Annotated in this window: 12 protein-coding genes and 1 pseudogene; 5 read left to right on the top strand and 8 right to left on the bottom strand. The window is 69.8% G+C overall.

All coding sequences use genetic code 11. The features are described 5' to 3' along the window. Window positions 1-298: 298 nt before the first annotated feature. The 3 genes and pseudogenes from ACTWPV_RS40835 to ACTWPV_RS40825 all read right to left on the bottom strand — a co-directional run. Entirely contained in the window at window positions 299-448 is a 150-nt protein-coding gene (locus ACTWPV_RS40835; protein ID WP_165959640.1) for a GPGG-motif small membrane protein, read from the bottom strand. A 98-nt stretch (window positions 449-546) separates the two neighbouring features. Beyond that, the gene (locus ACTWPV_RS40830; protein WP_443155900.1) at window positions 547-681 is read right to left on the bottom strand and encodes a DUF1360 domain-containing protein; all 135 of its coding nucleotides are present in this window, start codon (window positions 679-681) and stop codon (window positions 547-549) included. A gap of 92 nt (window positions 682-773) precedes the next feature. Then, window positions 774-998: pseudogene (locus tag ACTWPV_RS40825) on the bottom strand (hypothetical protein); the annotation flags it as partial. Between ACTWPV_RS40825 and ACTWPV_RS40820 the strand changes: the two are divergent. Beyond that, complete coding sequence (locus ACTWPV_RS40820; protein WP_347647063.1) at window positions 987-1,583, top strand: nucleotidyltransferase; 597 nt, start codon at window positions 987-989, stop codon at window positions 1,581-1,583. The pseudogene ACTWPV_RS40825 and the gene ACTWPV_RS40820 overlap by 12 nt on opposite strands. 18 nt (window positions 1,584-1,601) lie before the next feature. Here ACTWPV_RS40820 and secA2 read toward each other — a convergent pair whose 3' ends face one another. From secA2 to ACTWPV_RS40800, 4 genes are all read right to left on the bottom strand, one after another. Then, on the bottom strand, window positions 1,602-3,785 hold the full coding sequence (gene secA2 / locus ACTWPV_RS40815) for an accessory Sec system translocase SecA2 (protein WP_443155899.1): 2,184 nt from the start codon (window positions 3,783-3,785) through the stop codon (window positions 1,602-1,604). 154 nt (window positions 3,786-3,939) lie between these two features. Continuing rightward, window positions 3,940-4,824, bottom strand: a complete 885-nt coding sequence (locus ACTWPV_RS40810) for a DMT family transporter (protein ID WP_443155898.1) — start codon at window positions 4,822-4,824, stop codon at window positions 3,940-3,942. A gap of 190 nt (window positions 4,825-5,014) precedes the next feature. Then, complete coding sequence (locus ACTWPV_RS40805; RefSeq protein ID WP_443155897.1) at window positions 5,015-5,830, bottom strand: SAM-dependent methyltransferase; 816 nt, start codon at window positions 5,828-5,830, stop codon at window positions 5,015-5,017. Between the two features lie 84 nt (window positions 5,831-5,914). Beyond that, window positions 5,915-7,018 carry an acyltransferase family protein gene (locus ACTWPV_RS40800; RefSeq protein WP_443155896.1) on the bottom strand — a complete coding sequence of 368 codons (1,104 nt, stop codon included), beginning with the start codon at window positions 7,016-7,018 and terminating at the stop codon, window positions 5,915-5,917. A gap of 158 nt (window positions 7,019-7,176) precedes the next feature. Here ACTWPV_RS40800 and ACTWPV_RS40795 point away from each other — a divergent pair, with 158 nt between their 5' ends. From ACTWPV_RS40795 to ACTWPV_RS40780, 4 genes are all read left to right on the top strand, one after another. Beyond that, window positions 7,177-7,521, top strand: coding sequence for a PRC-barrel domain containing protein (locus ACTWPV_RS40795; RefSeq protein ID WP_347647068.1), 345 nt, complete (start codon window positions 7,177-7,179; stop codon window positions 7,519-7,521). 97 nt (window positions 7,522-7,618) lie between these two features. Further along, window positions 7,619-7,993: a VOC family protein gene (locus tag ACTWPV_RS40790; protein WP_347647069.1), complete on the top strand. Its 375-nt coding sequence runs from the start codon at window positions 7,619-7,621 to the stop codon at window positions 7,991-7,993. Between the two features lie 166 nt (window positions 7,994-8,159). Beyond that, entirely contained in the window at window positions 8,160-9,077 is a 918-nt protein-coding gene (locus ACTWPV_RS40785; RefSeq protein ID WP_443155895.1) for a DMT family transporter, read from the top strand. Window positions 9,078-9,227: 150 nt separating this feature from the next. Then, window positions 9,228-11,594 (top strand): right-handed parallel beta-helix repeat-containing protein, encoded by a 2,367-nt coding sequence (locus ACTWPV_RS40780; protein ID WP_443155894.1) that lies wholly within the window; start codon window positions 9,228-9,230, stop codon window positions 11,592-11,594. Between the two features lie 64 nt (window positions 11,595-11,658). On the opposite strand, the gene ACTWPV_RS40775 is transcribed toward ACTWPV_RS40780, so the two are convergent. Further along, window positions 11,659-12,873, bottom strand: coding sequence for an FAD-dependent monooxygenase (locus tag ACTWPV_RS40775; protein WP_443155893.1), 1,215 nt, complete (start codon window positions 12,871-12,873; stop codon window positions 11,659-11,661). Window positions 12,874-12,885 lie beyond the last annotated feature (12 nt).

The following is a 12,885-nucleotide window of genomic DNA, read 5'->3' as shown; positions in this document are numbered from 1 at the left end:
CGGGACTGCTGCGGTTCCTGGCGATCGCGTACGGCGATGCCCAGCTGGCCCACATCCCCGAGCAGACCATCGGGGACGGCGTCATCCCCGACCCGCGACGGCACCCCGAGCACCGCCTGACCTGGTCCATCTGGCGGCGACGACACCAACACCGCGCTTCTCCGCAGAACGCACAGGGAAACGTATGCGTACTCCGGTTATTTGTTGCGTTATTCCGGCAAGAAGGAGAACCGCTGGACCGTTCTCGGGGAATCGGCCCAGCGGTCGGGTCGGGCGGGGAGCCATTCGGGTGGCGCCCCTAGACATTGAAGATGCTGACCCCGCCGGGCCCGACCAGGAAACCGAGCACGATGAGCACGATCCCCCAGAGGAGGTCGCGGCGGGCGAGGATCACGTAGATCCCGGAGATGACGAGAATTACCGCGATGATCCAGAGCAAAGTAGCCATGACTCCGCCTCTGCCCTGAGGGGGTGGCCGCTTAACATGTTTTTCCGCTCGGAGGCGAGAACGAGAAACATCGGGCCGCGCCTTTATCGCCGCGTCATTCATGAGGCCGACTTCATCAATTTCGCGTAGGCGAGCTGCAGCCAGTCGGAGATCGCCACCGCGGTCATCGTCGCCCCCACGAGCCGGGTGACCTTGGGCGCCAGCACCAGCCCGGCGGCGTACGCGGTGGCCACCCACTGCGACAGGCAGAACGGGCAGGTGAGCTGAGCAGCTCGCCCACCGGGCCGCGGGGCTTCTCCTGCACCTCGGCGGGCCCGCCGCCGCCCTTGTAGCGGGTGAACGGCGCCCGGAGCGGGCTGGTGACGGGGTCCTTCGCCAGCCGCCGAGCGGCCGGTCGTGGTCGCCGCCATAGGCCTGTTCGGCCTTTTCCAGGATTTCGGTCATAGCTCCTCGCTCTGCCCCCAGGCCCAGGGCGTACTCGCGCGAGAGCCCTTATAACACAACGCCTAGTGGGGGATCGTGTGGGTAGCCCGAAACCATGAGCAGCCACGGTCACGCGGTCACGGACGCGATCCTCGACACCCTCAAGCGCGCCAGCTCCGGGTTGAAGGACGCCGGAGTGAAATTCGCGCTGGCCGGCGGCTGCGCCGCCTACGCCAGAGGGGCCGCGCCGTCGCTGCACGACGTGGACTTCGTGGTCACCGAGCACGACGTTCCCGCCGCCCTGGAGGCGCTGCGCGGACTGGGCTTCCAGACGGCCAAGCCGCCGGAGGACTGGCTGGTCAAGGCGTACGACGAGGGCCGCCTGGTGGATCTGATCTTCCGGGTGTCGGACCTGGCGATCACCGACGAGCTGCTCGACAGGGCCGAGCCGCTGAAGGCGTCGGCCGTGATCGTTCCCGTGCTGGAGGCCACCGACTTGGTGATCTCGTGGCTGCTGCCGCTGTCGGAGCACGCCTGCGACTACGGTGCGCTGCTGTCGCAGGTGCGCGCGCTGCGCGAGCAGGTCGACTGGCCGCGGGTCGCGGCCGTGATAGAGGACTCGCCGTACGCGATGACGTTCCTCACCCTGCTGGAGCGGCTGGGCGTGCTGGAAGGGCCGGTCGTGCCGTCGGGCGACCCCAAGTGGCCCTGACGGTCTCCTGCGACGCGCTCAGCCGCGCCGGGTGGCGGCGGTGACGCGCTTGAGGATGCGGTCCCACTCCGTGCCGAAGGGGTTGTCCTGCACGAGGTAGGTCCACGTCGCCGTGGGCCGCCGCAGATCCGGCTCGGGCGCCTCGAACGACTCCAGCGAGCGCCGCTCCACCTCGGCCAGCAGCGATTTGTACTCGGCCACGGCCTCCCTGTGGAACTCGTCGACCGGGCTCATCCGGCCGAGCGCCCGCAGGTGGATGCCCTCGCGCAGGTCGGTCAGGAACGCCAGGTGCTCGGTCCAGCAGCGGTCGATCGCGTGCAGGACGATCTGGCGGGCCGTCTCGTCACGGGCGTCCTCGGGCAGCGACTCCCAGCGCTCGGAGTCGGCCTTCGCCAGCGCCTCGGAGGCGGCGTCGCCGTGCAGGACCTTGTCGCGCCACTCCAGGATGAGCTCGCGCTGGTGCTCGAGCAGGCGGGTGTAGCGCCACGTATTGCGGTGGATCTCCAGGTTGACGCCCTCGGCGACGCGCTGGGCGTGGCCGACGAGGTAGGCCCCGCGCCGGTGGCGGACGATGCCGTCGGGGTCGGCCGCGGGCGGCCGCTCGTCGGGGACGAACTGGGTGATCAGATCGTCCTGCATGCTGACGAAGAAGACCGAGCCGCCCGGGTCGCCCTGGCGGCCCGCCCGGCCGCGCAGCTGGTCGTCGAGCCGGCTGCTGGCGTGGCGGCCTGACCCGATCACGTAGAGGCCGCCCAGCTCGGCCACACCGTCGCCGAGGCGGATGTCGGTGCCGCGGCCGGCCATCTGGGTGGAGACCGTGATGGCGTCGCGCTCGCCGGCCTTGGCGATGATCGCGGCCTCTTCCGCGTCGTTCTTGGCGTTGAGCACCACAGGCTCCAGGCCGCGCCGCTGGAGGAGCTTGGCCAGGTTTTCCGACTCGGCCACGTCGAGCGTGCCGATGAGGATGGGCCGGCCGGTGGCGTGCACCTCCTGGATCTCCTCGACCAGGGCGGCGTCCTTGTCGGGCACGGTCGGGTAGATGCGGTCGGGCTCGTCGGTCCTGACACACGGCCGGTTGGGCGGGATCACCGCGACCTTGAGGCCGTAGAACTCGCCGAGCTGCTCGCTGACGGCCACGGCCGTGCCCGTCATGCCGCAGATCTGTGGATAGCGGCGGATGAGGCCCTGCACGGTGATCGAGTCGAGGATCTCGCCCTTCTCGCTCGGCGGCAGCGCCTCCTTGGCCTCCACGGCCGCCTGCAGGCCGTCGGGCCAGCGCTGGAGCAACGCCACCCGGCCGCGCGAGGGGTTGATGAGCTGCACCTTGCCGTCGCGCACGATGTAGTCGACGTCGCGCGCGAGCAGGGCGTGGGCGTGCAGGGCCAGGTTGAGCTCGATGAGGGTGCCGGGCTCGTGCTCGTCGTAGAGCTCGACGCCCAGCAGGTTTTCCACGCTGTCGGCGCCCTTGGGCGTCAGGTAGACGTTGCGCGCCTGCTCGTCGATCTCGTAGTGGTAGCCGCGGACGAGCTGCCTGACCAGCGCCGCCATCTCCGGCACCGCGTTGCCGGGGTCGGCCGCGCCGGCCATGACCAGCGGCACGCGGGCCTCGTCGACGAGCACGGAGTCGGCCTCGTCGACCAGCGCCACCTCGGGCGCGGGCACGATCAGCTCGGCGGCGTCGGTGCGCAGCCGGTCGCGCAGGACGTCGAACCCGATCTCGCTGACCGGGCCATAGGTGACGTCCTTCGCGTACGCCTCGCGCCGCTCCTCAGGCGTGGAGTTCTGGCCGATCCAGCCCACGCTGACGCCGAGCGCGGCGTAGAACGGCCCCATCCACTCGGCGTCGCGCCGGGCGAGATAGTCGTTGACGGAGATCACGTGGACGCGCTTGCCCTGCAACGCGTAGCCGGCCGCGGCCATGGCGCCGGAAAGCGTCTTGCCCTCACCGGTCGCCATCTCCGCGACCTTGCCGTCGAGCAGGGCCAGCGTGCCCAGCAGTTGCACGTCGTAAGGGCGCAGCCCCAGCTCGCGGTCCGCGGCCTCGCGCACGATGGCACAGAACCCGGCCAGATCGTCCATCTCCGGCTTGGGCAGCTCGTCGAGCTCACCAATCTTGGCGGCTCGCGCTCCGGCGGCCTTGACGGTCTTCTGGTAGGGGGCCAGAGGCACTCCGCCCGGGCGATCCAGCAGGTTCCTCAGCATTCCCGAGATTGACGCCACAGTTCCTCCAACGCACGCTTCGCCGAGACCGTTCCCTCGGCCAAGGGGTGGGAGCGGAGCGACGATACGGCAAGCGCCGCCGTACCGGACCTTAACTCATCCGGCGGCCTGTACCGTCACAACGCACCCGCCCGAGTCACCCCTCTTCGGCCCGGAGCGCGAGCACTGTCACCGCGGCCAGCAGCAGAGCGCAGCCGGTCCAGGCGAGTGGCGTGAGCCGCTCCCCGAACAGCGCCACGCCGAGCAGCGCCGCGCCCACGGCCTCGCCGAGCGAGATGACGGCGACCGTGGTGGCCCGCAGCGCGGTCAGCGCCACGAAGTACAGCCCGTACGCGAGCGCCGTCGGCACCGCGCCGAGATAGATCAGCAGTGCCATGGACGGCCAGCTGATGTCCGGCACCACGCCTTCCGCCAGGGCGAACGGAGCCAGGCACACCGCGGCCACGGCGAACCCGCCGATGGCCGTGGTCCGCGGGTCGCGGTCGTTGTGCCGCCGTGACAACAACGTCACCCCGGCGTACCCGGTGGCCGAGGCCAGCGCGAAGGCGACCCCGGCGACGGGGGAGCCCGCCGAGGGAGTCGCGGCGTGGTACGCGGGCTCCACCGTGAGCAGGACGAGGCCGGCCAGCGCGGCGGCCAGCGCGAGGAGCGCTCCGCGGCCGAGCCGCTCGCGCAGGAAGATCCGGCTGCCCACGGCCGTGAGGACGGGCGTCGCGCCCATCGTCACCACGGTCGCGACGGCCACGCCGGAGTGGGCGATCGCGGCGAAGTAGGCGGTCTGGTAGACGGCCATGCCGGCCCCGACCGGCAGGACCCGCCAGTCGAGGTGGTCGGCCAGGACGAAGCGGCGGACGATCACGAGGAGGAAGAAGGCGCCGAGAAGGTGACGCCACAGGGACACGCCGACGGGGCCGAGCTGGCCGGCCTGGAAGAGCAGGGAGCCGGCGGCGCCGCCGGTGCCCCAGGCGGTCGCGGCCATGGTCACGTAGAAGGCGCCCCGCCGCGCGGAGACATGGGTCATGACAGATTGCTCCGGATGGAGTGGTTGGGATGGGCCCGGCGTGCGGGCAGCAACCACTCACGGATCTGTCAGACCCGTGAAATGCCAGGAAAGCCGCCCGCTAGCGGGCGGGCGGGGGAGAGCAGATGAGCATGCGTCGCGGCATGGGGTTCACCTTACCGTCAGCGACGGTCACCCGGATCGCGGGGACTCACGGCTTGCGGGCGACGCCGCCCAGGAGCAGTTCCTCCCACGGCGCGAGCGGGCCGGGGACGCGCTCGTCGGGGTGCCACTCGGGGAAGTGCACGACTCCCGGCTCCACCAGCACGAGGCCGTCGAAGAACGCGGTGATGGCGGCGCGGTCGCGGAAGAAGCCGGCGCCCATGGTGGCCTGCAACATCACCTCGAGCGCCTTGGCCTTGGGGCTGGGGGAGGCGAGCATGTTGGCGGCGGCGAGGTAGCTGCCCGGCGGCAGCGCCGACATGTATCTCCTGACCAGGGCGTGGGGGTCCTCCTGGTCGGGGAAGAGGTGCAGCAGCCCGATCGCCATGATCGCCGTCGGCTGGGACAGGTCGATGAGGCCGCGCAGCACCGGGTGGCCGAGCACGGCGTCGAGGTCGCGGGCGTCCGCGGTGATGGCGCCCGCGTGGGGGTTGGCGCCCAGCAGGGCCCGCGCGTGCGGCTCCACCGTGGGGTCGACGTCGACGTAGACGACCTTGCACGCGCGGTCGGCGAACTGGGCGACCTCGTGGGTGTTCTCGATCGTGGGCAGCCCGGCGCCCAGGTCGACGATCTGCCTGATGCCGGCCTCGCGGACCAGGAAGTCGACCACCCTGCCGACGAAGGCGCGGTGGCACCAGAGGAGGTCGACCACCTCGGGCACCGTGCCCTTCAGCTTGCGTGCCACCGAGCGGTCGGCGGCGAAGTTCTCCGTGCCGCCGAGCAGCGCGTCGTGCACGCGCGCCACGTTCGGCCGCTGGGGATCCACACCGGGCGGAGCCCACGCCGGCTCGTCCGTCTCACTCATCCGGCCCCCTTCACTCTCCGTGACGCGGATCGTATCCGCACCTGGAGCCCGGATGCCCGGCGTGCCGGCCGGTTGTCAGAAGAGTCAGCCCACCCTGTCCGACGTCGGGCGGGGCGTCTCGCGCTGGGCGTGCCTGGGGACGTGGGCGGACGCGCCACCTGCCAACATGGCCTTCAGCCTGGGCGCGAGCGGCCGCTCGACGAACCTGTACACCAGGTACGCGGCGCCGAGCATGACCACGATCAGCCCGCACAGCAGCACGTACTTGTTGACCGAGTCGCCCAGCCTGGTGAAGAGCACGAAGCCGACGTGCGCGTGCAGCAGGTAGAGCGGGTACGTCAGCGCGCCGGCCGTCACCAGCCACGGCCTGCCCAGCCCTCGGGTGGCGCGCAGCGCGATGAGCGTCATGACGAGGAAGAGCAGCACGACCACGGTGATGATCACGGCGTGCGAGTACGTCACGGAGTACCGTTCACCGACGGCGTCGGCGTACCCGATGGCCCGGTAGACGGCGTTGCCCAGGCAGATCGGCAGCAGCAGGGCGATCTGCACGTTCAGCCCGAACTTGTAGAGCATGAACAGCGCCATGCCGGCGATGAAGTAGTGGGAGAACTCCGACTGCACGACCAGGTCGGCGATCCCCGGCAGCAGCCCCGCCTGCACGAGGAACGTCAGCCCCAGCCAGGCCCAGAGCCCCACCATGACGCGGGTCCGCGTCATGCCGATGAAGGTGAAGGCCAGGATGAGGAAGTAGAACCGCATCTCGGCCCAGAGCGTCCAGTAGACGACGTCCACGTTCGCGATGTTCGGCACCGACTGGAACATCGTCAGGTTCGCCAGAACCTGAGGCAGGCTCACCTCGAACACGCCCTGTCCCAGCGTCACGGTCACCACGCTGGTGACGGCGATGCCCACCCAGTACGCGGGATAGAGCCGCACGAAGCGCGAGACCACGAACGCGCGCGGGCTCCTGCCCCATGCGCTCATCAACACGACGAAGCCGCTGACCAGGAAGAACAGGTCCACGCCCAGGTAGCCGTACTTGGACCAGGCGCTCTCCGCGGCGAAGACGACCGGGCTGTGGTCGCCGGCCCAGCCGGAGAACGTGTAGTGGAACAGCACGACGCAGAGCGCCGCCAGTAGCCGGAGGCCGTCGATCTCGTAAAGACGGTCTGAGCTAGTTGGCATTCTTATCACCCTTCTTGTCCAAGAAGAGGGTGGCGTAGACCGCTTGCTGACCGATGAATGATCGCTTGCTGTTAACCGCTTTGTTACCGGTTTACGGAGCTCTGTTCGGGTAGCGGATGGGGGCCCGAGAAGGACGGAAGAGGAGAGGACGAGTTCCCATGGAGCTCTGGGACTACCGACCTGACGTCTACGACCGTGGCAGGAGCCTGGATCTGGCGGGCTTCCGCGTCCAGGCGACCGACGGGAAGATCGGGACCGTCGACGAGGCGACGTACGAGGTCGGCGAGAGCTACATCATCGTCGACACCGGCCCCTGGATCTTCGGCAAGAAGGTCATGCTCCCGGCGCAGGTCGTCACGAGCATCGACCCGCAGGAGCGCGACGTGCACGTGGCGCGCACCAAGGCCGAGATCAAGGACGCGCCCGAGTTCGACGAGGCCACGTTCAAGGAGCCCGAATACCGGACCCGGCTGGGTGACTACTACGGCCGCTTCCCCCGGTGACTCCGTGTCGTGACGGGAGGGCTGCGTCCGAACCCGGGGCGCGGCCCTTCGCCGTACCTGACACAAGATGGCAGGTACGGCTGGAACGCTCGACCCCATGACGACGAAAGCGAAGCTCCTGGCGGTCACCATCGACTGCGCGGAGCCCAGGAAGCTGGCCGCGTTCTACCACGAGGTCACGGGGCTGGACATCCAGTACTCCGAGGACGAGTACGCGGCCGTGGGCGACGGCACCACGAACATCTACTTCGGCAGGAACCCCGATCGCGAGCCGGCCGCGTGGCCTGGCCCGGCCAAGCAGTTCCACCTGGACTTCCGGGTGCCGGACGTGGAGAAGGCGGTCGGCGAGTACATCGCGCTGGGCGCGACCAGGCCAGAGTTCCAGCCCGGTGTCACCGAGGAGGGCACGGGCTGGGTCGTCCTGCAGGACCCGGAGGGCCACCTTTTCTGCGTCTGCCCCGAGCGCTCCTAGCGCGGGCCGGTAGGGCCTGACCGGCCCCAAGAATGAGCCACAAGTTCGTGCTGTTCAGGATGGGTCCAGGTGGATTTATCAGCCTAAAGGTGGATTCTAGAAGCTCGCCGGGCTCATAAGCTGGAGCAATGCCTCTGAAAGGACGCCTGCCCCTGCGCGGGCCGCGATGACCTGGGTCGGCCTGCTGATCGCTCTGGCCGGCGCGCTGGGCTACGCGCTCGGCGCCGCGCTGCAGCAGTACGAAGCCGTCGCCGAGGGCGCCTCGCTCCGGCTGGTGCGGCGCCCTCGCTGGTGGATCGGCGGCATCATCGGCTTCACCGGCGCGTGCCTGCACGCGGTGGCGCTCAGCTTCGCCCCGCTGGTCGCCGTCCAGCCGATCAGCGTCGCGACCCTGGTGTTCGCGGTGCCGCTGGCGGCGTTCCTGTACGGCCGCCGTCCGTACCGCGCGGAGATCTTCGGATCGATCGCCGTGGCCGTGGGCCTGCTCTGGCTCATGATGCTGGTGCCCGAGCACAACGTGCCGCCGCACCTGGGCGACGGCGCGGCCATCGGGTTCATCGCCGTGATCGGGGTGGTCACCCTGGTCACGCAGCTGATGGCGCGCCGGGTGCACGGCGCGGCCAGGGCCGCGCTGCTCTCGGTGGGCGCGGGGGCCGTCACCGCGAGCGTGTCCACGTTCGTCCGCGTGGTCGGCGGCGGCCTCCAGGGCGACCTGGGGCGGCTGGTCCACTGGTTCACCCTCGCAGTGCCCCTGCTGCTGGTCTGCGCGGTCGTGCTGCTCCAGCGCTCGTACGCGGTCGGCTACTTCGGCATCGCCTACGCGGGCGTGCAGGTCGTCGACCCCATCACCTCCGTGCTCGCGGGCGCCATCCTGCTCGGCGAGCCGCTGCCCACGTCCCCCGCCACGGCGATCCCCGCCCTGCTGGCCGGCGCGCTGACCATCGGCGGCACGATCACGCTCGGACGCCTGGCCCCCGACCACCGCCCGGCACCGGCGGGCACCTCGGCGGGCAGCGCTGAGGACGGCGCTGAGGACGGCGCAGGGGCCTCCCTCCCCGTGTCGGCGACGTCGGACGTGAACTGAGGCGCGGCCCTCTCGCGGCCGTCCCTGCGGGCGGCCACCCGCATTGGTCAAACGGTTGAATTGACATGGCCTGCAGGGTTACGGTGCATCGGCGATGACCTTTGTGGTCTGTCACATTGCATTGCCCCGGAACGAGCGGAGTGCACGAGCATGCCGAGAAGAGCGATGGGTGTCCTGATCGCGTCCGTCCTGGTGGTCACGGCGGCCGGAGCGCCGGCGTCGGCGGAGCCCGGCTTACCCGCCGGCAAGACCGTTGTCTACGTGGCCAAGGACGGCGATGAAGGCGCCACCGGTACGAAATCCGATCCGTTCGCGACGGTCGAGCAGGCCCGCGACGCGCTGGCGGGACGGACGAGCGCGCGGCGGCCCGGCGTCGTCTACATCAGGGAGGGCGTCTACCAGACGTCCAAGACCGTCCAGCTCAGCGGCGCTGAGCACTCCTACGTCACCTATGCCGCATATCCGGGCGAGCAGGTCGAGTTCGCCGGAGTCACCACCCTCGCCCCCGGCGACTTCCGCAAGCTGAGCGACGTGCCGGACGAGGCCAGGTGGTCGTCGAAGGCGCGCGTCCCCGACGCGGCGGCCGGCCACGTCTACGTCTACGACCTGGGCGCGAAGGGCATCCCCGCTGGGGTGATCATGAAGAACGGGTTCAACTGGAAACCCCAGCCGTTCGCCCCCGAGCTGATCACCGACGACGCGACCCAGACCCTGGCCCAATATCCGAACGGCGACGAGAAGCTCGACAGCGCCGCCATCACCGTCAAGGAGGCGCCGAAGGGCGCCAGGGACTACTTCTCGGACAAGACCGAGGACGGCACCACCATGCCGTACGAGGACATGCTCAAGCTTCCGGGGCCCGTCTACACCCCCGTCGACGCCACGCTCAAGGAGCGCTCCGCCACGTGGGCGCCGCCGCAGGGCCAGGAGGCCGACAACACCGTTCACGAGACCGATGGCTGGCTCTCCGGCTATTTCGGCAACAACTACGCCAACGACCGCGTCCGCATCGCCTCCGTGGACCCCGGTGCGGCGGAACTGCGCACGACATATCCCACGATGTACGCCGCCACCGACAAGTGGACGTCGTTCGTCGCCCAGAACGTGCTCAGCGAGCTCGACACCGAGGGTGAGTACTACATCGACCGCTGGAACGACGCCGGCACCCTCTACTACTACCCGCCGGGCGGGACCGTCGAGGGCAAGGAGATCAGCCTGACCTCCTTCGACGCGCCCTTCTTCCAGCTGGAGAACGTGCGCGGGGTGACGCTCAAGGGCCTGAAGCTGAACGGCACCACCGGCACCGCCGTACGGCTGCTCGACGCGGAGTCGTGCACCGTCGACGGCCTGGAGATCCTCAACGCCAGCATGGACGCGGTCGCGATCGGCGAGGCCAACGACGCCATCACGGCCGTCGCCGAATACCGCACCAGCCGAGGCGGCCACCGCAACAAGGTGATCAACAGCCGGCTGCACGACCTCGGCGGCGGCGGGGTGTTCACGGCCGGCGGCGACCGCGACTCGCTGGAGCGCGGCGACCACGTCGTGGAGCACAACGAGATCTACGACTTCTCCAAGCTCGCCACCTACACCCCCGCCGGCTACATGTACGGCGTCGGCAACACCTTCCGCTACAACCACGTCCACGACGCGCCCCACATGGCGATCCAGATCATGGGCAACGACATGGAGATCAGCCACAACAGGTTCGAGCGGCTGGTGACGCACGCCTCGGACCAGGGCGTGATCTACGCGGGCCGCGACTACACGTACCTGAACAACCTGGTGGCGTACAACCTGTTCAAGGACATCGGCGCGGACGGCAACCAGGCCGTCTACATGGACGACGGAATGTCGGGAATGGTCGTGCGCCACAACGTCTTCGACAACGTCCAGCACGGCCTGTTCTTCCAGGCCGGCCACAGCAACGTCGCCTCGGACAACGTGTTCAAGGACGTGACCTACCTCGGGCACGACAAGCTCTACCACGAGGACGACCTGCCGGTGCCGAACTCGAAGGTCGTGGTCGAGCGCTTCAACGACATGCTGAAGCCCGGCGACGGCACCGGCTTCACCAACACCAGGGAGAACATCGAGAAGTGGTACCGCCACTACGGCAAGCAGTATCCGAACATCCGTGACTGGTACGTCCCGTCGAAGGCGAACGGCGAGCTCTGCACCTCGATCGACGCCACCGAGTGCACCGAGGCGTACGTGTGGACCGACCCCGACTCCCTGTACGTGCCCGCGCACAACGTGCTGACCCGGTCGGTCAGCATCGCGACGGGCGACTTCGCCTACACCGACGACGCCGGCGGGCTGAGCGTCAAGACCTTCAACCCGGACTTCGACTCGTACAACGTCAAGAAGGACAGCGCCGCCGCGTTCGCCTTCGATCCCGCCACGGGGAAGTTCGACGCCAGGTCCACGCCGCTCAACTCGGCCGAGGGCTTCGGCCCGAAGTGGGTGCGCGAGTGGAACAGGAATTTCACCCTGGACGGCATCGGGCCCCGGTGAGGAGCCCGGCAGCCGGCTCGTGACGGGCTCATGACGGGCCTGGCGGCGGCGCCCGCCTCAGCCGTCAGACGGGACGCTCGGTGCTTTCCTTCGGCCGGTCGCCGCGGGGCGGGCGCCAGCCGAGCACGTCGTGCATGGAGCGCAACATCAAGTCAGGGCTGAGCCGGGCGGCCGTGGACATCCCGAGGTCGCGCAGCCGTACGGCCAGCGGATGGCGGAGCCTGGTCATCCGGTTGATGGTCATGGACTGGCGGACGACCCGCCACGTGCGGTCGAGGCGGGCGGCGGTGTAGGCGGGGAGCACCTCCTCGACCGCGGGGGAGCCGCCTGCCAGGCGGGCCAGGACGACGGCGTCCTCGATCGCCTGGCAGGCCCCCTGGCCGAGGTTGGGCGCCATGGGGTGGGCGGCGTCGCCGACGAACGCCACCCTGCCGATGTGCAGGGCCGGCAGCGGCGTGCCGAACGAGAAGATGTCGTTACGGATGATGTTCGCGGGGTCGGCCGCGCGCAGCAGCGAGGGGATCGGCTCATGCCAGTCGCCGAACCTGCGCAGCAGTTCCTCCCGCTCGTTCGCGTGGACGGCTCCGGCGGGGGACACGTCGGTCGCGTACACGTACACGGTGTCCTCGGCGTGCCCGGCCTTCCCGATGTCCCCGGCCTCTCCCGCCAGCAGGTGGACCCCTATCACGAGCCCTTTGCCCCAGGTCTCCGTGCTCTGGATGGGCAGGTCGGACCTGGGTATGAGGGCGCGCCAGGCCGTCACGCCGGAGTAGGCCGGGCCTGGATGGCCGGGGAAGAGTGCCCCGCGGGTCGCCGAGTGGATGCCGTCGGCGGCGACGACCAGGTCGGCCTCCAGGTCGCCCTCTCCGGTCCGGACGACCCCGCGGGCGGCGTCCACGTCCGAGACGGTGACGCCGAGCCGCAGGCGGGCCCCGCCCAGGGCGTCGGCGAGCACGTCCATCAGCGCGGCCCGCAACAGGACCACCATCGAGTCCCCGTAACGCGCGAGCGCGTCGTCCTCCGTGGTGTGCACGAGCCACCGCCCATCGGGGCGGCGGATGCCCACCTGCCCCTCGACCCTGCCGAGTTCGCGGATGCGATCGCCCAGGTCGAGCGTGTCGAGCGCCTTCAACGCGTTGGGCGCCATCGCCAGCCCCGACCCCACGGGGGCGAGGTGGGCGGCCCGTTCGAGCACGGTCACGTCCCACCCCTCGCGGCGGAGCGCCACACCGGCGGTCAGCCCGCCGACACCTCCGCCGATCACCACGGCCTTCGGCATGTCCCTGCCTCC

This window comes from Nonomuraea sp. KM88, assembly GCF_052245635.1.
In the GTDB taxonomy this organism is placed as follows: domain Bacteria; phylum Actinomycetota; class Actinomycetes; order Streptosporangiales; family Streptosporangiaceae; genus Nonomuraea.
Note: the sequence above shows the minus strand (reverse complement) of the source record. Positions and strands in the feature narration are given on the sequence as shown.

Coding starts and splice junctions, on each gene's coding strand:
- ACTWPV_RS40835 (WP_165959640.1), bottom strand. CDS start 448: ATGGCTACTTTGCTCTGGATCATCGCGGTAATTCTCGTCATCTCCGGG.
- ACTWPV_RS40820 (WP_347647063.1), top strand. CDS start 987: ATGAGCAGCCACGGTCACGCGGTCACGGACGCGATCCTCGACACCCTC.
- secA2 (WP_443155899.1), bottom strand. CDS start 3,785: ATGCTGAGGAACCTGCTGGATCGCCCGGGCGGAGTGCCTCTGGCCCCC.
- ACTWPV_RS40810 (WP_443155898.1), bottom strand. CDS start 4,824: ATGACCCATGTCTCCGCGCGGCGGGGCGCCTTCTACGTGACCATGGCC.
- ACTWPV_RS40805 (WP_443155897.1), bottom strand. CDS start 5,830: ATGAGTGAGACGGACGAGCCGGCGTGGGCTCCGCCCGGTGTGGATCCC.
- ACTWPV_RS40800 (WP_443155896.1), bottom strand. CDS start 7,018: ATGCCAACTAGCTCAGACCGTCTTTACGAGATCGACGGCCTCCGGCTA.
- ACTWPV_RS40795 (WP_347647068.1), top strand. CDS start 7,177: ATGGAGCTCTGGGACTACCGACCTGACGTCTACGACCGTGGCAGGAGC.
- ACTWPV_RS40790 (WP_347647069.1), top strand. CDS start 7,619: ATGACGACGAAAGCGAAGCTCCTGGCGGTCACCATCGACTGCGCGGAG.
- ACTWPV_RS40785 (WP_443155895.1), top strand. CDS start 8,160: ATGACCTGGGTCGGCCTGCTGATCGCTCTGGCCGGCGCGCTGGGCTAC.
- ACTWPV_RS40780 (WP_443155894.1), top strand. CDS start 9,228: ATGCCGAGAAGAGCGATGGGTGTCCTGATCGCGTCCGTCCTGGTGGTC.
- ACTWPV_RS40775 (WP_443155893.1), bottom strand. CDS start 12,873: ATGCCGAAGGCCGTGGTGATCGGCGGAGGTGTCGGCGGGCTGACCGCC.